At 30.8% G+C, this 19040-nt stretch carries 14 protein-coding genes and 1 other RNA gene; 5 read left to right on the forward strand and 10 right to left on the reverse strand.

Translation table 11 applies throughout. The features are described from left to right. Positions 1-609: 609 nt before the first annotated feature. The 10 genes from guaB to HUW60_RS02190 all read right to left on the reverse strand — a co-directional run bounded on the left by guaB (position 610) and on the right by HUW60_RS02190 (position 12754). On the reverse strand, positions 610-2070 hold the full coding sequence (gene guaB, locus HUW60_RS02145; protein WP_190600793.1) for an IMP dehydrogenase: 1461 nt from the start codon (positions 2068-2070) through the stop codon (positions 610-612). Continuing rightward, positions 2070-2729, reverse strand: a complete 660-nt coding sequence (locus HUW60_RS02150; protein WP_190600794.1) for a TIGR04211 family SH3 domain-containing protein — start codon at positions 2727-2729, stop codon at positions 2070-2072. Before HUW60_RS02150 ends, guaB begins: the two co-directional genes overlap by 1 nt. Then, entirely contained in the window at positions 2726-5473 is a 2748-nt protein-coding gene (locus HUW60_RS02155) for a valine--tRNA ligase (RefSeq protein ID WP_190600795.1), read from the reverse strand. The genes HUW60_RS02150 and HUW60_RS02155 overlap by 4 nt, the downstream gene beginning before the upstream one ends. A gap of 715 nt (positions 5474-6188) precedes the next feature. Then, entirely contained in the window at positions 6189-6494 is a 306-nt protein-coding gene (locus HUW60_RS02160; RefSeq protein ID WP_190600796.1) for a YbaB/EbfC family nucleoid-associated protein, read from the reverse strand. Beyond that, entirely contained in the window at positions 6487-8058 is a 1572-nt protein-coding gene (gene dnaX, locus HUW60_RS02165; protein ID WP_190600797.1) for a DNA polymerase III subunit gamma/tau, read from the reverse strand. Before dnaX ends, HUW60_RS02160 begins: the two co-directional genes overlap by 8 nt. Positions 8059-8090: 32 nt before the next feature. Then, an RNA gene (ffs, locus tag HUW60_RS02170) (signal recognition particle sRNA small type) lies at positions 8091-8185 on the reverse strand. 662 nt (positions 8186-8847) lie between these two features. Continuing rightward, positions 8848-9681 carry a D-amino-acid transaminase gene (gene dat, locus HUW60_RS02175; RefSeq protein WP_190600798.1) on the reverse strand — a complete coding sequence of 278 codons (834 nt, stop codon included), beginning with the start codon at positions 9679-9681 and terminating at the stop codon, positions 8848-8850. After that, positions 9681-10808: a D-alanyl-D-alanine carboxypeptidase family protein gene (locus HUW60_RS02180; RefSeq protein ID WP_190600799.1), complete on the reverse strand. Its 1128-nt coding sequence runs from the start codon at positions 10806-10808 to the stop codon at positions 9681-9683. The genes dat and HUW60_RS02180 overlap by 1 nt, the downstream gene beginning before the upstream one ends. A gap of 447 nt (positions 10809-11255) precedes the next feature. Next, positions 11256-12344, reverse strand: a complete 1089-nt coding sequence (gene rodA, locus HUW60_RS02185) for a rod shape-determining protein RodA (RefSeq protein WP_190600800.1) — start codon at positions 12342-12344, stop codon at positions 11256-11258. Positions 12345-12391: 47 nt separating this feature from the next. Continuing rightward, the gene (locus HUW60_RS02190) at positions 12392-12754 is read right to left on the reverse strand and encodes an Mth938-like domain-containing protein (protein ID WP_190600801.1); all 363 of its coding nucleotides are present in this window, start codon (positions 12752-12754) and stop codon (positions 12392-12394) included. A gap of 82 nt (positions 12755-12836) precedes the next feature. On the opposite strand from HUW60_RS02190, the gene HUW60_RS02195 reads away from it, so the two are divergent. The 5 genes from HUW60_RS02195 (at position 12837) to rho (ending at position 19003) form a co-directional block, all read left to right on the forward strand. After that, positions 12837-13283 carry a tetratricopeptide repeat protein gene (locus tag HUW60_RS02195; RefSeq protein WP_190600802.1) on the forward strand — a complete coding sequence of 149 codons (447 nt, stop codon included), beginning with the start codon at positions 12837-12839 and terminating at the stop codon, positions 13281-13283. Between the two features lie 23 nt (positions 13284-13306). Further along, the gene (gene gltX, locus HUW60_RS02200; protein WP_190600803.1) at positions 13307-14671 is read left to right on the forward strand and encodes a glutamate--tRNA ligase; all 1365 of its coding nucleotides are present in this window, start codon (positions 13307-13309) and stop codon (positions 14669-14671) included. A gap of 15 nt (positions 14672-14686) precedes the next feature. Next, positions 14687-17212 carry a [protein-PII] uridylyltransferase gene (gene glnD / locus HUW60_RS02205; protein WP_190600804.1) on the forward strand — a complete coding sequence of 842 codons (2526 nt, stop codon included), beginning with the start codon at positions 14687-14689 and terminating at the stop codon, positions 17210-17212. An 86-nt stretch (positions 17213-17298) separates the two neighbouring features. Beyond that, positions 17299-17625 (forward strand): thioredoxin TrxA, encoded by a 327-nt coding sequence (trxA, locus tag HUW60_RS02210; RefSeq protein ID WP_190600805.1) that lies wholly within the window; start codon positions 17299-17301, stop codon positions 17623-17625. 115 nt (positions 17626-17740) lie between these two features. Then, a complete protein-coding gene (gene rho, locus HUW60_RS02215) occupies positions 17741-19003 on the forward strand; it encodes a transcription termination factor Rho (RefSeq protein WP_190600806.1) in 1263 nt (420 codons plus the stop codon). Positions 19004-19040 lie beyond the last annotated feature (37 nt).

The following is a 19040-nucleotide window of genomic DNA, read 5'->3' on the forward strand; positions in this document are numbered from 1 at the left end:
CCTCTAAAATAAGTAAATTTCTCTTTGCCTATAATGAATATATTTTATGTAAAACTTACGCTCAATTAAACCATAAAACTTAATTATTATACTTATTAAATCTTTGATTGAGAATGAATTTAATACAGCTTGTATTCATTGTGGTAATTTTACAATGGGGAAAATAGACATCATGTTAAAGTGTCTAGAATTTTGTATTTATTGGGTAATGTATTATTTAGATTAGTTAAATTCAAAAGTAACTTTTTAGTTAATGATTTTACTGCTGTAAATAGTTATGAACTAAAGTATCAAAAGATGATTTATTAGATATTGTAATAGTTTAGTAAAATCAATTCTAATATTGTATAGAGCTATTGAAGTGTTTGTTATGCTAGTTATAATTTTCTGTAGAGAAAAATACGTAAACTTGAAATATAATTCTACAACTAACCAAACCTATTTAGATGCTTATATTTGGATACTAGAATTAAGGGTTGAGGCTAAATAGTTGGTATTTTTCTAAATTAAGTTTAATTAAAAATTGATTAAAATTTTTCCAAAATAGATTACTTTTTATGGTGTTTGTTTAGCTAAATAAACAAAAATATTGGCGAGAAATTCTGATGGTTATTGGTGATAATTTGATGCTTCTTTTGTAATAGATACATCATGAACATGAGATTCAACCATACCTGCTGAGGTAACTTGTACGAATTGTGAGTTTGTGCGCATTTTTTCTAATGTATCACAACCAATATAACCCATAGAAGATTTAACACCACCAATCATTTGGTGAATGATAGGGCGTATAGAACCTTTAAATGGAACACGTCCTTCTACTCCTTCTGGTACTAGTTTATCGGCTTTTGAGTCTGATTGAAAATATCTATCAGATGAACCGTGTGCTTGGTTCATTGCACCTAATGAACCCATGCCACGATAAGATTTATAAGAACGACCTTGGTAAAGTTCAACTTCGCCTGGAGATTCTTCAGTACCTGCTAGCATTGAGCCTAACATGACGCAGTATGCGCCAGCAGCTAATGCCTTTGCAATGTCACCAGAATAACGTATACCACCATCAGCAATTAGTGGTATACCTGTGTCTTTAAGTGCATCTGCCACTTCTGAAATAGCACTGATTTGGGGTATACCTACACCAGCAACAATACGAGTAGTACAAATACTACCTGGACCAATACCTACTTTTACGCAATCTGCACCTGCTTTTACTAAATCTAGTGCTGCCTCGCCTGTGGCAATATTACCAGCAATAATAGACACGTTTGGATGTTTGTTTTTAGTTTTTACAACCCTATTAAGTACACCTTGAGAATGTCCATGAGCAGTGTCAATAACAATGACATCTACACCTGCTTCAATAAGTGCATTAATACGCTTGCTTGTCCCAGTACCAACACCAACAGCAGCACCTACACGTAAACGTTCTTCTGAGTCTTTACAGGCATTGGGGAAGTCTGTTGATTTTTGAATATCGCTTACATTAATCATACCTTTAAGATTGAATGCATTATCAGTGATAATGATTCGTTCAATACGATGCTTTTGCAATAATGATCTTACTTTGTTTATGTCTGTACCTTCTTGAACGGTAATCAATTTGTTTTGCGGGGTCATGACATTTTTAACTAATTCGTTCAAGTGGGTTTTGAACCTTACATCTCTACCTGTAACTAAGCCTTTAATAGTGTTACCTTCAACTACAGGTAAGGCAGAAATATTGTATTGTTGCTGCATTTTAAGAACATCAGCAATGGTTGCTTTCAGTGATATAGTGATTGGTTCTTTAATAATACCTGATTCAAAACGTTTGACACGGTGAACCTCATTAGCCTGTTCCTCTACTGATATATTTTTATGAATAATTCCAATCCCTCCTTCTTGAGCAAGGGCAATAGCTAGTTTAGATTCAGTGACAGTATCCATTGCTGCTGAAAGAATGGGTATGTTAAGAGTGATATCTTTAGTTAATTGTGTTATTAGGTTTACTTTTTTTGGTATGATTTTTGAGTATTTTGGTACTAGTAATACGTCATCAAATGTGTATGCGGTTTTTAGTAAATTCATTAATATCTCCTACGGTTAACAAAATTTGAAAGAATTAGACCTATTATTATGCCAAAGAATAATACTAAACCACCTGTAATGAACCAGTTTCGAGAACTATAATTCTGTGTGGCAGTGTTGTTATTTTCTAATATTTGAATCTCAGCTTTTAGTTGTAATATTTTTATAGAAAGTTTTTCATTATAATGTTCAAGCTTTAGTGCATCTTTATAGATTTTTTCAATGTGTTGTTTTTCAGCTTTAGATTTGTTATCTTGTATAACAAGCTTGGTATTTTGATTTTTTAGTATTTTAATTTGTTTTTCCAGTTCTGTATTTCTTTTACTTTGTTTTATACTTAGTAATTGATTAGAATTATATTTTTTCTTAAGTTTGTCTAGCTTTATTCTTGCTGGTGGATTATTAGATAAATATCTTGATATAACCCAGCCTATTGATTCTTTATGCTTAACTTGAGTCCAGCCGTCTTTAGTAGTTTGTAAGATATATAATTTTTCTCCAGAAGAAAAAGACCGTATTATGTTATTATTAAAGCTTTTATCTTCTCTCATTGGAATATCTACCTGGTCAGTAATATAGACAAATGATTTAGCGTTAACAATTGACATAAGTGTGCTAAATAGCATGGGTGTTAATAACAAATACTTAATTAAATTCATAAGCTGGATATCTTGTTAAGTTGATTATTAAAATCATGAATGGCGGATAGTGTTGTAGCTAATCTTTCTTTTTCTATATTAATAATTGTTTTAGGCGCACCTTTTATAAATTTATCATTGTCTAATTTACTCTTAAATTGACTTTTCAGCTTTTCTAATTTTCCTATTTCTTTATTAAGGCGAATTATTTCTTGGCTTTTGTCAATTAATCCAGCTAGTGGAATGAATATTTTCATATTATTAACCAAGGCAGTAGCTGATTCTGGTGCTTGTTCGGTAGTTGTTAGTTTATTAATACTTTCTATTTTTGCTAGTGAATTTAAAATATTTATGTTGTTAGTTATATATTGTTCATCTTTGGAGTTAAAGTTTTGTACAAAACAAGGCAGCCATTTTAAAGGTGAAATATCCATTTCACCACGAATTTGTCGAATTCTTAAAATAAAGGTTTGTAGCCATTTAATTTCTGCTTCTACTTTAGCGGATATTAAATTATTAATTACTTTTGGGTGAGGTTGAATTATTAAGCTTGTATTATTACAGCCTGTAATTACATTACATTGCTCAAAGATTTCCTCAGTAATAAACGGAATGATAGGATGTAATAAAGTTACTATTTCGGTTAGTACTTTGATTAAAGTAGCTTGTGTACCTGGTTTAGTTGTATTATCTTGTAATAAAGGCTTAGATAATTCAAGATACCAATCGCAATAGTCATGCCAAATAAATTCATACAAAGTTTGACTCATTAAATCAATACGATAGTCAGATAAATGCTTTTCAACATTTATTTTTGTATTTTGTAAACGAGATAGAATCCATTTATCAGCTGTTGATAAATGTGCATTAGTATCAATAGTTTTACCTTTAAGATTCATTAATACGAAACGTGAAGCATTCCAAAGTTTGTTACAAAAATTTCGATAACCTTCAATACGCTTTAGGTCAAATTTAATATCGCAATTAAAAGAAGCTAAAGCAGCGAAAGTGAAGCGTAATGCATCAGTGCCAAAAGCGGGAATACCGTTAGCAAAGTCTTTTCTAGTTTGTTTTTTGATTTTTTCTACCATTTTAAATTGCATTAATCCTTGTGTGCGTTTTTCAAGTAAGTTTTTTAAGGTAATACCATTGACTAAATCAATTGGATCAAGAACATTACCTTTAGATTTTGACATTTTTTGTCCTTGTCCATCCTTGATTAATCCAGTAATATAAATATCTTTAAAAGGTACTTTTCCTGTAAATTTAAGTCCAAACATAATCATACGAGCAACCCAAAAAAAGATAATATCAAAGCCAGTGACTAACACATTGGTTGGATAAAAACGAGATAAATCAGGTGTTTTTTCTGGCCAACCTAGGGTTGAAAATGGCCATAAAGCAGAGGAGAACCAAGTATCAAGCACATCTTTATCTTGAGTGAGTATTATGCCTTCTCCTGCTTGTTTTTGTGCTTGTTTAAGTGAGTCTGCAACAAAGATATTACCTTTGTCGTCATACCACGCAGGAATACGATGTCCCCACCAAATTTGGCGAGAGATACACCAATCTTGAATATTGTTCATCCAGTTAAAGTAAGTTTTACTCCAGTTTTCAGGAATGAAACGAATATCTCTGTTTTTAATTGCATCAATGGCAGGTTGGACTAATGGTTTTATTTTAACAAACCATTGATCGGTTAAATAAGGCTCAATAATTGCATTTGTTCTATCGCCACGCGGTATCATTAATTTGTGTGGCTCAATTTTCTCTAGTAAACCTTGATTATCTAAATCTTGAATGATTTGCTTACGAGCTTTAAATCTATCCATACCTGTGTAGGCACTAGTAATCACGTTGTTAATTTTAGCATCATCAGTTAAGATGTTAATAACATCTAAATGATGGCGAAGACCCAACTCATAGTCGTTAAAATCATGGGCTGGAGTAATTTTAACGCATCCTGTACTAAATTTAATATCGACATAATCATCTTTAATGATTGGAATTTTTCGGTTGGTTAGGGGTAAATCAATGGTTTTACCGATCAAATGTGTATAACGTTTATCGTTAGGATGAACAGCAATGGCACTATCGCCTAGGATAGTTTCAGGGCGTGTGGTTGCAACAATTATTACTTTATTAGTATTGGTAACAGGATAACGTATGTACCAAAGTGAGCTCTGCTCTTCGGTGTTAATGACTTCAAGATCAGATATAGCAGTGTGTAATATTGGATCCCAATTAACCAAACGTTTACCACGATAAATCAATCCTTCTTTAAATAGTTGTATGAAGACTTTTTTAACGGCGTTAGATAAGCCATTATCCATTGTAAATCTATTTTTTTCCCAATCTACTGAAAATCCTAAGAGACTCATTTGCGAAGTGATTGTGCCACCAGATTGTGCTTTCCAGTCCCAAATTTTTTGAGTGAATTTTTCACGACCAATCTCATGACGAGTAATGTCTTGTGTTGCTAATTGACGTTCAACTACCATTTGCGTGGCAATACCTGCATGGTCCGTACCTGGCTGCCAAAGGGTTTGTTTTCCATTAGCGCGATGATAACGCGTTAATATATCCATAATTGTATGTTGAAACGCGTGCCCCATATGTAAAGAGCCAGTAATATTTGGTGGTGGTAGCATAATGCAGTATGCACTTTTGCTACTGGTATTTGAATTAGAAGAAAATAGGTTTTTATCTTTCCAAAGTAAGCGAAATTTTTTTTCAATTTGTTTTGGATTGTAAGTTTTTTCCATTAAAGTAGCGAGATGGATTAAACTTCGTTATTATACTATATCACCAAAATTGATTTGGTTAATAAGGCCTATTTTATTGTGTTGATAACTAGTTTTATCGTAACATTAATAATAATATTGAAAAGTTAAGTGGTGATGTGAAGTACACACGTATATACGTACTTTTTGAGTTGGTATTAAAAAAAGTGAGTATGTAAAAGTCAATATACTTAAAGGCAAGTATAAAATTAAGTTAATAAGTTGTTATTAAATTATGGAATAATGATTACATATTGTACTGTACAAATTATGGTATTTATGAATGAAGCATAATATGCCTACAATTTGTTAAAATTTTATTAAAAAGATTGTTTTTAAGTAAATTCTTCTTTAAGATATAAAGATTAATATCTTAAAGAAGAATCTTTCATTTTTATAAATGAATAAGGTATAGGAGAAGAAATCATCTCTAAAAGAGAATATGCTTATTTAAAAATAAAAAGTAATTAGAATCTAATATATTATTTATTTAAGTGAGTAATTTTAATGTCAAATTATTTAGTGTCTACTTCTCCTTTATTATAACAATGGTTACTAGTTAAAGTATATTTTATATTCTAGTTCTTTTGAGTTTAATTTATAGGCTCTAAAACCATCATCAATAAAATATAGTAACCACCAAGATAAGATATTTACTTCTTGTAAATTCTACTTTGTTAATTAAGTGATGTAATCATTAGAAAGGTAAGTTAATGTCACCAGTGATAGTTTTCATTTTGGCAGATGAGGCATCAGAAATTTGTTTAACAGCATCATTCATAGCATTAAGAATTAAATCTTCAAGTAGTTCTTTATCATTCATTACTTTATCGAGAATTGTAATATTAGTAACTATATGTTCACCATTTAATATGATTTTAACAGAACCATCAGCGGCTTTTCCAGTAGCAGATAGATTCTTGATTTCCGATTGTGCTTGTTTCATATTATTTTGTATTTGTTGGGCTTTTTTCATTATGTCAGTCATTCCAGCTTTAAACATGCTTAATCTCCTTAATTGAATTAATGTTAATTTTTGTATCAAATATTTTTTCTAGTTTTTGCACACCTTCATCATTTAAAAATTTTGTTTGCATTTTTGTTATTTTTTTACTATGAGCTTGAGTTTTTTTTTGTGCTAATGTTTGAACATTTGGTTTACCGAGATTAATTACTAAATTTAATGTTGAAAATTTTTTTCTAAGTGTTGTTAACATGCTTTTTTGCACATGGTTACTTAGTAAATTAGTAAATTGATCATCTAGTGTTAGTGTTAGTGTTGTGTTATTAATTTTGTCAAATAATGTATTTTCTACTAACATCTTTACACTACCTTTAAATTCTAGTGATAGGATAAGTGTTTCCCATTGTTGTTGATTGTTAATATTGAGTATTTTTGGTTTTGCAAAATCTGGTATTTCTTTTTTTTCAATTAGTACTGGTATTTTAACTCTAGACTTGATTTTTAGTGTTTTTTTTTCTGTATTAGGTTGGTTATCGCTACGAAATGCTAACATTCTAAGTAGCGTCATCTCAAATCCAATCTGATCGCTAGGAGCTAGTGCCATGTCTTTAGAGCCATTAATTGACATCTGATAAAAAATTTGTAAATCAAAGTTTGATATTTGTTCGCTAAGATTTTTAATAGTTCTGTCACTTTTAATATTAACAATTTGTGCAATAGATATTTTATGGAACAATGAACTTAAATCTTTAAGTGCATTATTAAGGTTTTCGCCTTGATGAGATAAATCTTCAATAAAATTAATTACCGATTTAGCATCTCGGTTAAATAAATGTGTGGTTAATGTTATAATGTCCTCATGATGTACTAAACCTAGCACAGTTTTAATATCGGCATTGGTTACTGTACCTTTGCCATAAGAAATTGATTGATCAAGTAAGCTTAGTGCGTCACGCATTGAGCCTTCGCCAAAATCAGCAATTTGACTAAGGGCTAATTCTTCATAGCTTAGTGCTTCAGAATCCATGATAAATTTTAGTTGTCCTAGAATTTCATCATGGGTTAGTTGCTGCAATGTGAATTGCAAGCAACGTGATAAAATAGTCACAGGTAGTTTTTGTGGGCTAGTAGTTGCTAATAAGAATTTAACATGTTCTGGTGGTTCTTCTAGGGTTTTTAAAAGCGCGTTAAAACTACTCTTAGAGAGCATATGTACTTCATCAATAAGATAAATTTTATAACGATTTTTGCTTGGCATGTATTGCGTATTTTCTAGAATAGAACGCATATTATCCACCCCTGTGTGTGAGGCAGCATCAAGTTCAATTAAATCAATTGATTGACCTTTGTCAATCTCGATGCAAGTAGAACACTTGCCACACGGGGTTGAGCTAACTCCTTGTTCACAGTTAATAGATTTGGCAAAAATTCTAGCAATACTGGTTTTACCAACACCCTGTGTTCCTGTGAATAGAAAACCGTGATGTAAATTATTAGCATCAAGTGCATTAATTAAGGTTTTTTTGGTGTTTGTTTGACCTACTAATTCAGTAAAAGAATGCGGGCGATATTTTCTAGCTAAAACTTGATAGTGTTTACTCATCAAAATAGGATTGATTATATTAAAAATGATAGCATCAAGAATATCTTCCAACACATAAAAAATTATTACCGTTGCTTCTTTCCAGATCTGGCGGGGTTCATAACTATTTATTGTTGGTACAACCTTGATACTATCAAGTATCTATTTTACATTTAGTTTGGTTTTATTATTAGCTAATTCTAAACGTTCTTGAGTTTCTGTATCTTACTAATATACTGTGTAATATCCAGCACTAATTTGATTTAGCAATGGTTGTTTTTAGTACTTTTGAGAGTGCTATTTTTTTAAATAAATAAGGTTTAAACAGTGTAGATTGGTAAACAGCAATGCCAGAAAAGTATAGGTTTTTGTTTGCAAGAGTTAACTAGGTATTTATTTGCTGTTTATTCTACGTATTTTTAACCAATTGTGCATCATTTAAATATTGGTTATTGTTGTTTTTAATTGACAGGAGTTTAAGAATACATACATAATTTTTAGTTGAAGTTTGCAATCTCATTAGTTTAAATTAATTAAAAAATTGAGTAGTTGTTTGTTGTATTTGTTAAATGTTAGATTTTGAATGTGAATAGCTTGTATTTTGATAATTTCATTAAATGGTAATTTTGTATAGATTAAGATTTAAATTTTCATTTAAAACATACAGAAAAGTTATTAAATTAAATCCTAATTGATATTGAACTCTAAAATAACGATGAAAACTAGCATCATTATTTACGCGTGTGAGTTAAAAATCTTGATAATCAAAAAAATTTACAAAGCTAAATATATAACATATTTAGGTATTCGTCATGTATTCTTTAGATTTTGGTAGTAATCATAGACACGGCTCCAAACGCTACCAATATGACCATTATTAATTAACTTATTATCAACTTTGGTTATGGGCATAATTTCGCGTGTAGAGCTGGAGATCCACAACTCATCTGCAGTGTTTAGTTCATTAATTGAGAACGAGGTTTCTTGAATAGAGATATGATATGCCTTTGCACTTTCTAAAACCAAATCACGAGTAATACCAGATAGAATGTGAGTATTAGTTGGGTGGGTATATAGGGTGTTATTTTTTATCATAAAAACATTAGAAGTTGCACCTTCAGTCACTTGAGTGCCTTGATAAAGAATAATCTCTTCAACATTTTTTTCTTTTGCTTGTTGTGAATACATAACATTAGCTAAAAGAGAGGTGGATTTAATGTCACATCGACTCCAACGAATATCTGGTTGTGTGATGGCTGAAAATCCTGTTCTAAGTGTTTTCTTGGTTTTAGTTAGCAAAATGTTAGTTTCGATATAGACAGTTGGTGTCAAATTACTAAAACTATGCTGGCGTTTGTTACTTATACCCCGACTTATTTGTAAATAAATTGATTGTTCTTGATTGTTGTAAAATTTTAGAAGTTTATTGAGAATACTGCCCCACTTTTTTGAACTATATGGATTTTTTATTTTGATCGAATCAAGACTTGTTTGTAAACGTAATAAATGTTCATCAAGACGGAATATTTTGCCATTATAAATAGGAATTACTTCATACACGCCATCACCAAACAAAAAACCTCTATCCATCACAGAAATGTGTGCTTGATTTTTTTTAATAAATTCTCCGTTTAAAAATACCACTAAAATCCAATAGCCTCAAGCATACGTGAAAAAAAATTTGCTTGTTGTGCATTTTCAAGCGCAACAAGTGGAATACTAGCTATGGTTTTGCCTTTAAACTGAATGAGAAGTTTTCCAACAATATCACCTTTATTAATAGGTGCTGATAAGGCTGTATCAAGTTGGATAACTTGGTCTGAAAATTTGAACTGACCACGTGCTAGAGTAAAACTAATTGTTTTTGATGTACCAACCTTTAACATGTTTTTAGTTGAGCTAGCTATAGGCAATTCTTTTTTTATTTTTCTAATGGTTTTAGTTTCAAAAAAACGAAAGCCGTAATCAAGAATTTTTTGTGTTTGTGAAGTTCTGTCGTTGACACTATTAGATCCTAGAACAACAGAAATCAAGCGCATACCAAGACGTTCGGCACTGGCTACTAGATTGTATCCTGCTTTTTTAGTAAATCCAGTTTTAAGTCCATCTACTGTATGATCATTCCATAGTAATTTATTACGGTTGTATTGTTTAATACCATGGTAAGTAAATTCTTTTTCTGAATACCATGGGTAAAATTGAGGAAAGTCTCTAATTATTGCTGTTGCTAGTAATACTATATCGGCAGCAGTAGTGTATTGATTATTATCTGGTAAACCAGAAGCGTTTTTAAACTGAGAATTATTCATACCAAGTTTGCGTGCATATTCATTCATATAAGTAGTAAATGTACTTTCATCTCCTGCAATATGTTCAGCTAAAGCAACAGCAGAGTCATTGCCGGATTGAATAATCATGCCTTTAAGCAAAGTTTTAAGCTTTATAGTTTTTCCTACTTCTACAAAACTTTTTGAACCACCTGTTTTCCATGCTTTTTTACTGATACGTACTTCATCTTCTAAGTTTATACGATCATTGTTAATGAGTTGAAAAATGACATACGCTGTCATTAGTTTAGTTAGACTTGCTGGTGCTCGTTTGTAGTTTTGTTTGTTGTTAGCAATGACTTTACCAGAATTGTAATCAACAATACTATAAGCAACAGCAGATATTTCTGGAGCTTTAGGGGTAATGAAAATTGCTGCTTGGGTATTTAAGGTAAATAAGTATATAAGAATAGTTAAGGATTTGATAAATAATTGGTTTTGCATAAAATAATTAGTTGTTTAGTTAATTAAATACTTGTTTTAACTTTGCTTTATAGTTGATAAGATACCATAGCATATCTATTATCGTGATTATAATATGTCAGTACTTAAAAATTATAAAAAGTAAGCAAAGTTTTATTGATTAACTATTTTTGGTAGGCTAATGAATTCCAATTTAGTTTTATTTTTAATATCTTAATGAATATTTAAATACTTATTTCGCCAATATTGGATATTTTTTATGTTTTCAGCACCTTCTAAGTGTTACTAAGTTATTTTCACAAAATAATCAATGTTTATTATTAATGTGTTCATTAATAATAAACAAACCTTTACATCTATCCAAAGACACGATTTTTTACTATTATTTTTAATAAGATAACAGGTTACTTGAAAATTAGTTGTTGGTAAAAATTAAGTTAAAAAAGCAAATAAGCAAGAATATGTACATTATTTTTGTAGGTAACTTGGTGTTTTATGTTTACGAATTGCCATGATAATGCCAAAGCTAGACATTAAAGTAATGATTGATGATCCGCCATAACTAATCAATGGTAATGGTACACCTACTACAGGTAGTAGTCCAGATACCATGCCAACATTAACAAAAATATAAGTAAAAAAGACAAAAGTTAAACTCAAGCCTAATAATCTTGAAAAATTATCCTCTGATTGAAAAGAAATTATCAGTAATCGGTAAATAATCAATCCATACAAGGTAAATAAGAATATAATTCCTATAAACCCCAGTTCTTCAGCAATAACAGCAAAGATAAAGTCAGTTGTATGCTCAGGTAAAAAATTAAGATGAGATTGAGAGCCTTGTCCTAAGCCTTTACCAATTAAACCACCAGAGCCAATTGCAATTTTTGATTGCAAGATATGATAGCCAGAACCTAAAGGGTCAGAACTTGGGTCAAATAAGGTCATAATACGTTTTTTTTGATAACCTATTAATAGGTAGTCCCATACAACATAGACGCATGAAATAGTGATTGATGAAATTAAAGTAAAATTTAGCCAATTGTTTTTAATAATTTGAATGCGAACACCAGAAAAAAACAATACATAAAAACCAGATGCAGCAATTAATAGTGAAGTACCTAGATCTGGTTGTTTAGCTATAAGTATCACAGTTGAAATAATGGCAACAATGGATAGAAAAATGGGTAGTAATTTTGGTAAAAATGTTTTCTCACTTAAAATTGAAGCTATAGCAATAGGGACGATAACTTTCATAATTTCAGAAGGCTGGAAGCGTATAAAACCCAAATTAAGCCAGCGTTGAGCGCCACCACTATTTGAACCAAAAATTAAGACAAAAATTAGCAAAAATATGCCAAGTAACATTAAATAAGGAGAGAAACGTTTAAGTTGATAAGGTGGTATTTGAGCAATAATTAACATTGCACAAATTGCCAATGCAAAGTGTAAGGCTTGCTTATACATAGTTTGCATAGAGCCTTCTGAAGCTGAATAAAGCACAATAAGTCCAAACCCACTAAGTGTGATAATCAATAAAAATAAAGGAGTATCCATCTTAAAATAATGCCAATAATGACGTATTTGTGCAACATTTAATAATTTTATAATAATAATAAACCAACTGATCTAGCGTCAGATAGTAGTAAATTAAAGCTTCGACAAGCTGATTTATTATTCATAATTTCAGTGCTAATACCCATTTGACGAATAGCTATCTGTTGTTTTGGATGTAAAAATTTATGTGTTGAGCCTGAACCAATAATTAATAAATTAATATTATCTTGATTGGATAGAGGGAATAACGAAATTTTATTAATATCATTAAGATGATTGATATTAATTTCACAATAGTAACTACAAGAAATAAAACAAGGTATTTTAAGTTGTATATGTGTTAATTTAACATGGTATTCTTCGATGGAAACAATACTGTTATAATCTGTCTCTTGTTGGTTAAATTCCATGGTGTTACAGTGACTATTTGATGAATAAAAGCACATTATAACAGTGTAAAATTAATTCTCTTTTTTATTATTAGAGAAATAGATGTCAGATTCAAGTAATACAGATATATATAATGCAGATTTATTCAGTGGTGTCACTGCTTTTGATACTAAGAATTTTACCATGGCATATCAATTATTAGCTCCACTAGCTATAAAAGGTAATGCTGAGGCTTTATGGCGTGTTGGTATGATGCAAATGAACGGTTTAGGCATGGTCAAAAACCAGTCTTTAGGGTTTGAAAATTTTTTACAAGCAGCAGGAAAAGGACATGCATTTGCTCATCATATGCTAGGGGTAGCATATATGACTGGAGAGGGCGTAGAAAAAGATATTGTACAGTCTATTAAGTGGTTTAAAAAAGGTGCTAAATTTGGTATTTCTGGTCCAATGTACACATTAGGTATGCTATTCGAAGATGGTAAAGAAGTTAAACAAGATTTAGAAAAAGCACAATATTGGTTCGACAAAGCCGATAGAGTAGAGTAAGCCCATAACATTAAAAAATAATGATGAAATCAAGATTTGCTCCATCCCCAACAGGCTATTTACATATTGGGGGTGCTAGAACTGCATTCTTCGCTTGGATTTGGGCTAAAAAACAACATGGTAAATTTGTATTACGTATTGAAAATACAGATTTAGAACGTTCAACTCAAGCATCAACTGATGCTATTTTACAAGGCATTGATTGGCTTGGGCTTAATTATGATGAAGGTCCTTTGTACCAAACGGATCGTTTTGATAGGTATAAACAAATTATTCAGTATCTATTAGATGAAAAAAAAGCTTATTATTGTGAATGTTCTAAGAATCGTTTACAAATATTGCGTGAAGAGTTAACAAAACAAGGTAAAAAGGCTAAGTATGACGGTTGTTGTCGTGATAAAAATCTACATACTGGTGTTGTACGTTTTAATAATCCAAAAGAAGGAATAGTGGTTTTTAATGATGTAGTCAAAGGAAAAATTTCAATTAATAATCAAGAATTAGATGATTTAGTTATTGCTCGTAGCGATAACACACCAACTTACAATCTTACTGCGGTAATTGATGATCATGATATGAAAATTAATATCATTATTCGCGGTGATGATCATATTAACAATACACCTAAGCAAATTAACCTTTATCAAGCATTAGGTTGGCATCTACCAGAATTTGCACACTTACCTATGATTCTAGGTAATGATGGTATACGTCTTTCAAAACGACATGGTGCTGTGAGTGTTATGGCATACCGAGATGCAGGATTTCTGCCTGAAGCCTTGCTTAATTATTTATCCCGTTTGGGCTGGTCGTATGGTAATCAAGAAATATTTTCTATAAATGAAATTATTCAGCTATTTGAATTAAAAAATATCAATAAAGCGTCTGCAAATTTTAATCAAGATAAGCTTTTGTGGTTCAATAAAGAAACCATTAAAAGTTCTAGTGTTAAGAATTTACTTAGTAACCTGACTTGGCATTTACAAAATCAAGAAATTACAATTAAAGATATACCTAATATTGAAATAGTAATTCGATACTTGCAAAATAGATGTAAAACTTTGGTTAATATGGCAGGTGAGTTAAAAATGTTTTATCAAGATTTTGACAATTTTGATGAAAAACTTGCTAAAAAATTATTTAAAGATAAAGCACCACTTAAGCACTTACTTGTAGAATTAGAAATGCTAAACACCTGGAAAGCTAATAATATTAAACAAGTTGTTAAACAAGTATGCTTTGAGCTCAATATCGACTTTGGAAGAGTAGGACAGCCTTTTAGGCTTGCGCTAAGTGGTGATGGCAATGCAGGCAGTATTGATATTGTAGCCGAATTGGTTGGTAAGAATAAAGCGTTATTACGTTTAAAGATGGCGATTGATTTCTAATAAATACTTATAAGTATGGTAGATTTATCACTATTTAGAGGACAATATCAATCATTACAGGATTCAGTCAAGGAAGATTTTTTAAATAGTCCAGAGACAGCTCAAGCACTTGTTTTATATAGAAGTGATGGAATTGATCAATTACTAAAGGATATTTGGCAAAGTTTTAATCTTTCTTATCAGTTGTGTTTAGTGGCAGTTGGAGGTTATGGTAGGAAAGAATTGCATCCATACTCAGATATAGATTTATTAATCTTAATTCCTGATGATTCTCATAATACTTATCAACAGGATATTGCTAGTTTTTTGACATTTTTATGGGATGTAAATCTGGAAGTAGGGCATGCAACTCGAGATTTGAAAGATTGTATTAGCGTGATTGATGATCTTAGTGTGGTGACTAATTTATTAGAATCTAGAGTTATTCTAGGTAAAGTGTCTTTGTTTTATAAGATGAAAGCTGTGATTAAATCTAGTGTTTGGTCAAGTCAATCATTTTTAGTTGGAAAGAAAAAAGAACAGTATAATCGTCATCAAAACCCATCTAATACTGCTTACAATTTAGAACCTAATATTAAACAAAGCTCTGGAGGTCTTAGAGATATTCAAACGGTTGTTTGGGTGGCGAAATGGTATTTTTGTGTTAATACTTTGTTTGAATTGATCGATAAGCAATATTTAACAATTGCTGAATATGAATTATTAAACACAGCACAACTATTTTTATTCAAAGTCAGATTTGCACTACATATTATTGCTAATCGACGTGAAGACAGACTTGTATTCCAATATCAAAAATCTGTAGCAAATATATTGGGTTATGTTGATGGGGATTTTTTAGCAGTTGAGGCTTTCATGAAAGATTATTATCAAACAGTGACTAAGGTCTCTCGTCTTAATGATATTTTGTTGCAATTATTAGAAGATGAAATTTTAAATACACAGTGTTTGAATAGTCGTTTTATGGTTAGTCATGGTTATATTCATTCAATTGATGAGCGGATTTTTATTAAAATACCGTCCGCTTTTATTGAAATATTTTTACTTATTGCTAAGCATAATTATGTATGTGGTATTAGTGCAAAAACGCTTAGACAAATGCAAACTAGTATCAATTTAATTGATTGTGACTATTATAAAAGACGTAATAATAATCGATTATTTATTGAATTATTACAGCAAAATCAAGGGGTGAATAAGGCGTTAAAACTTATGAATCGTTATGGTATTTTAGAGCGCTACATTCCTGCTTTTGGTAATATTATAGGGCTGATGCAATATGATTTATTCCATGCCTATACAGTAGATCAACATACGTTGTTTGTGATTCGTAATTTGAGACGTTTTTTTGTGTCTGAGTTTGCTAATGAGTTTATACTTTGTAGTGAGATAGCAGCAGGCATTCAAAAACCAGAATTGTTATTATTAGCAGGGCTTTTTCATGATATTGCTAAAGGTAGAGGTAGAGGTAGAAAGCATGCTCAGTTAGGTGCAATTGATGTACGTAAATTTTGTCGATATCATCAATTAAAAGCAAATGATATTGATTTAGTTTCACAATTAGTTGAAAAACATTTACTCATGTCAATGGTTGCACAAAAGCAAGATATTGGTGATTTTGAGGTAATTAAGTATTTTGCTGAGCAAGTGAGTACAGTTGAATTCTTAGAATTTTTATACTTACTAACAGTAGCTGATATTCGTGCAACAAAAGATAATTTATGGAATGGCTGGAAAGATTCTTTGTTAAAGAAACTATTTTACAACACTAAAAAATACCTAGAAAGTAGTAATGGTCAACGTTCAAGTGTAGATCAGAGAGTGCAAAATATCAAACAAACTATTATTAATAACTCTATTATTCAAGGTTATCCAATAAGTGAGGTTGAAAATATATTATCAACTTTACCAAAAGATTATTATTTACGTTATGATATAAGTGATATTCTGTGGCATTTAAGTTTTACCACTAAAATAACTGTAGATAAGATTACTGTTAGCTCTAGAATTTCACAATATAACGTAATTGATATTCTTATTTTATGTAATAATTTTAATGGACTATTCTTTAAATTAATTAGTATTCTTGAAAGATTAAGGCTTGATATTGTGGATGCTAAAATTTTAACCACCAAGAATAATAAAGTCTATAACACAATTAGTGTTTTGCAAGATGAAGCATTTGAGCATATTAATATAAATCAAAAAATCAAAAATGAGTTGGATAATTTAGATGTGAGCTTAAGAATAACTCATGATATGTACATATATCAATATTTTGATCATAGAGTAAAAGTTAGTTTTAGTTTAAATGAACAATGGAACCTAACTCAATTAGAAATTAACGCGCTTGATAAACAAGGGATACTTTCTAATATTGCCTACGTATTCTTTGAATTAAACATCTTATTAATTAATGCTAGAATTGCAACTATGGGAGAAAGGGTTGAGGATGTATTTTTTATTAGCAATGCTAAAAATGAACCATTGAGTATGGCAGAAAAATTAACTCTAAGAGAGAGTTTAGAGGAAAAATTGTAAAAAAGAATTATGCGAGTTAAATAATGATATAATTTCACGCAGTTATCAAGTTCTGCTGTTTTTTAATTTCAGATTAATATAAAAATATGAACGATAAAATTAAAATAGTAGTTGATGCCTCTTTTGAAGCAGAAGTTGTTAACTCATCACAAATGGTATTAGTAGATTTTTGGGCGCAGTGGTGTGGACCGTGCAAGACGCTAATGCCTGTATTAGACGAAATTGCTGATGAATATGATGGTAGAGTTCTTATTGTTAAAATTAATATAGATGAGAATCAAAAAATGCCATCAAAGTATGGAGTTCGTGGTATTCCAACTATGTTGTTATTTTTTGATGGTGTTGTCCAAGCAACAAAAATGGGCGCACTTTCAAAAGCAGAACTTAGTGCATTTATCGACGCTAATATTTAAAGACTAAATAACTGATTATTTTTCTCTTAAGTAGTTAGTTTAACAAAGTTTTATAGTACTTTAGATACACATCTATAATTAAGTAAAAATACTTAACCTTAATATGGACACATTCATGAAATTATCAGAACTAAAAAAATTTAGCCCAGAGAAATTACTAGAATTGGCACAATCTTTAGGTGCAGAAAATATTTCTAGAGCTAAAAAACAAACCTTAATTTTTATTATTCTTAAAGCCAAAGCGGCTAATGATGAGGAAGTTTTGGGTGATGGTGTTTTGGATGTGTTACAAGATGGTTATGGTTTTTTAAGATCAAGTGATGATTCTTATACCTCAGGTGCAGATGATATTTATATTTCACCTAATCAAATTAGACGTTTTAATTTATCAACTGGTGATTTGGTTGCGGGTAAAATTAGAGCACCTAAAAAAGGTGAAAAGTATTTTGCTTTAATTAAGGTATCAGAAGTGAATAGTGAAGATCCAGATAATGTTAGGAATAGGATTCCATTTGCCTCACTAACACCTATCCATCCTAATGAAAGAATTAATTTAGAAGTTGGCAATGGCGGTACTGAGGATATTACTGCTAGAGTAATTGATCTTGTTGCACCATTTGGAAAAGGCCAAAGAGGTTTATTGGTTGCGCCGCCTAAGGCAGGTAAAACTATGATTATGCAAAATATTGCTACGTCTATTTCGGTTAATCATCCAGAATGTGAACTTATTGTGCTTTTAATCGATGAGCGTCCTGAAGAAGTGACAGAAATGGCTCGTACTGTTCGTGGAGAGGTAATCGCCTCAACGTTTGATGAACCAGCAAAACGTCATGTGCAAGTTGCTGAAATGGTTATCCAAAAAACGAAACGACGTTCAGAACAAGGTAAAGATGTGATAATTCTATTAGACTCAATTACACGTTTGGCACGTGCTTATAATACAATTTCTCCTTCATCAGGTAAAGTTCTAACAGGTGGTGTTGATGCTAATGCACTACAACGTCCTAAGCGTTTTTTTGGAGCGGCTAGAAATATTGAAAATGGAGGTAGTATTACTATTATTGCTACTGCATTGATTGATACTGGCTCAAAAATGGATGAAGTTATTTATCAAGAATTTAAAGGTACTGGCAATATGGAGCTTCATTTAGAGAAACGCTTAAGTGAGAAACGAATTTTTCCAGCAATCAACATTAATGCTTCTGGTACACGTCGTGAAGAACTAATTACTGATGAAAAAGAATTACAAAAAATATGGATTTTGCGTAAGATTTTGCATCCAATGGATACTGTTGAAGCAGCTGAGTTCTTAATTAATCGTTTAAAGTTGACCAAAACTAATGACGAATTTTTTGCTTTAATGTCGCAAAAGAAGTAATAAATTGATTGAAAAATCATTGTTTAATTTAATCATT

It is taken from the genome of Candidatus Vesicomyosocius sp. SY067_SCS001, assembly GCF_014706615.1.
Taxonomy (GTDB): Bacteria; Pseudomonadota; Gammaproteobacteria; order PS1; family Pseudothioglobaceae; genus Ruthia.

Bases quoted from the DNA above. Each gene is read 5' to 3' on its own strand.
- guaB (WP_190600793.1), bottom strand. From the start codon at position 2,070: ATGAATTTACTAAAAACCGCATACACATTTGATGACGTATTACTAGTA.
- HUW60_RS02150 (WP_190600794.1), bottom strand. From the start codon at position 2,729: ATGAATTTAATTAAGTATTTGTTATTAACACCCATGCTATTTAGCACA.
- HUW60_RS02155 (WP_190600795.1), bottom strand. From the start codon at position 5,473: ATGGAAAAAACTTACAATCCAAAACAAATTGAAAAAAAATTTCGCTTA.
- HUW60_RS02160 (WP_190600796.1), bottom strand. From the start codon at position 6,494: ATGTTTAAAGCTGGAATGACTGACATAATGAAAAAAGCCCAACAAATA.
- dnaX (WP_190600797.1), bottom strand. From the start codon at position 8,058: ATGAGTAAACACTATCAAGTTTTAGCTAGAAAATATCGCCCGCATTCT.
- HUW60_RS02180 (WP_190600799.1), bottom strand. From the start codon at position 10,808: ATGCAAAACCAATTATTTATCAAATCCTTAACTATTCTTATATACTTA.
- rodA (WP_190600800.1), bottom strand. From the start codon at position 12,344: ATGGATACTCCTTTATTTTTATTGATTATCACACTTAGTGGGTTTGGA.
- HUW60_RS02190 (WP_190600801.1), bottom strand. From the start codon at position 12,754: ATGGAATTTAACCAACAAGAGACAGATTATAACAGTATTGTTTCCATC.
- HUW60_RS02195 (WP_190600802.1), top strand. From the start codon at position 12,837: ATGTCAGATTCAAGTAATACAGATATATATAATGCAGATTTATTCAGT.
- gltX (WP_190600803.1), top strand. From the start codon at position 13,307: ATGAAATCAAGATTTGCTCCATCCCCAACAGGCTATTTACATATTGGG.
- glnD (WP_190600804.1), top strand. From the start codon at position 14,687: ATGGTAGATTTATCACTATTTAGAGGACAATATCAATCATTACAGGAT.
- trxA (WP_190600805.1), top strand. From the start codon at position 17,299: ATGAACGATAAAATTAAAATAGTAGTTGATGCCTCTTTTGAAGCAGAA.
- rho (WP_190600806.1), top strand. From the start codon at position 17,741: ATGAAATTATCAGAACTAAAAAAATTTAGCCCAGAGAAATTACTAGAA.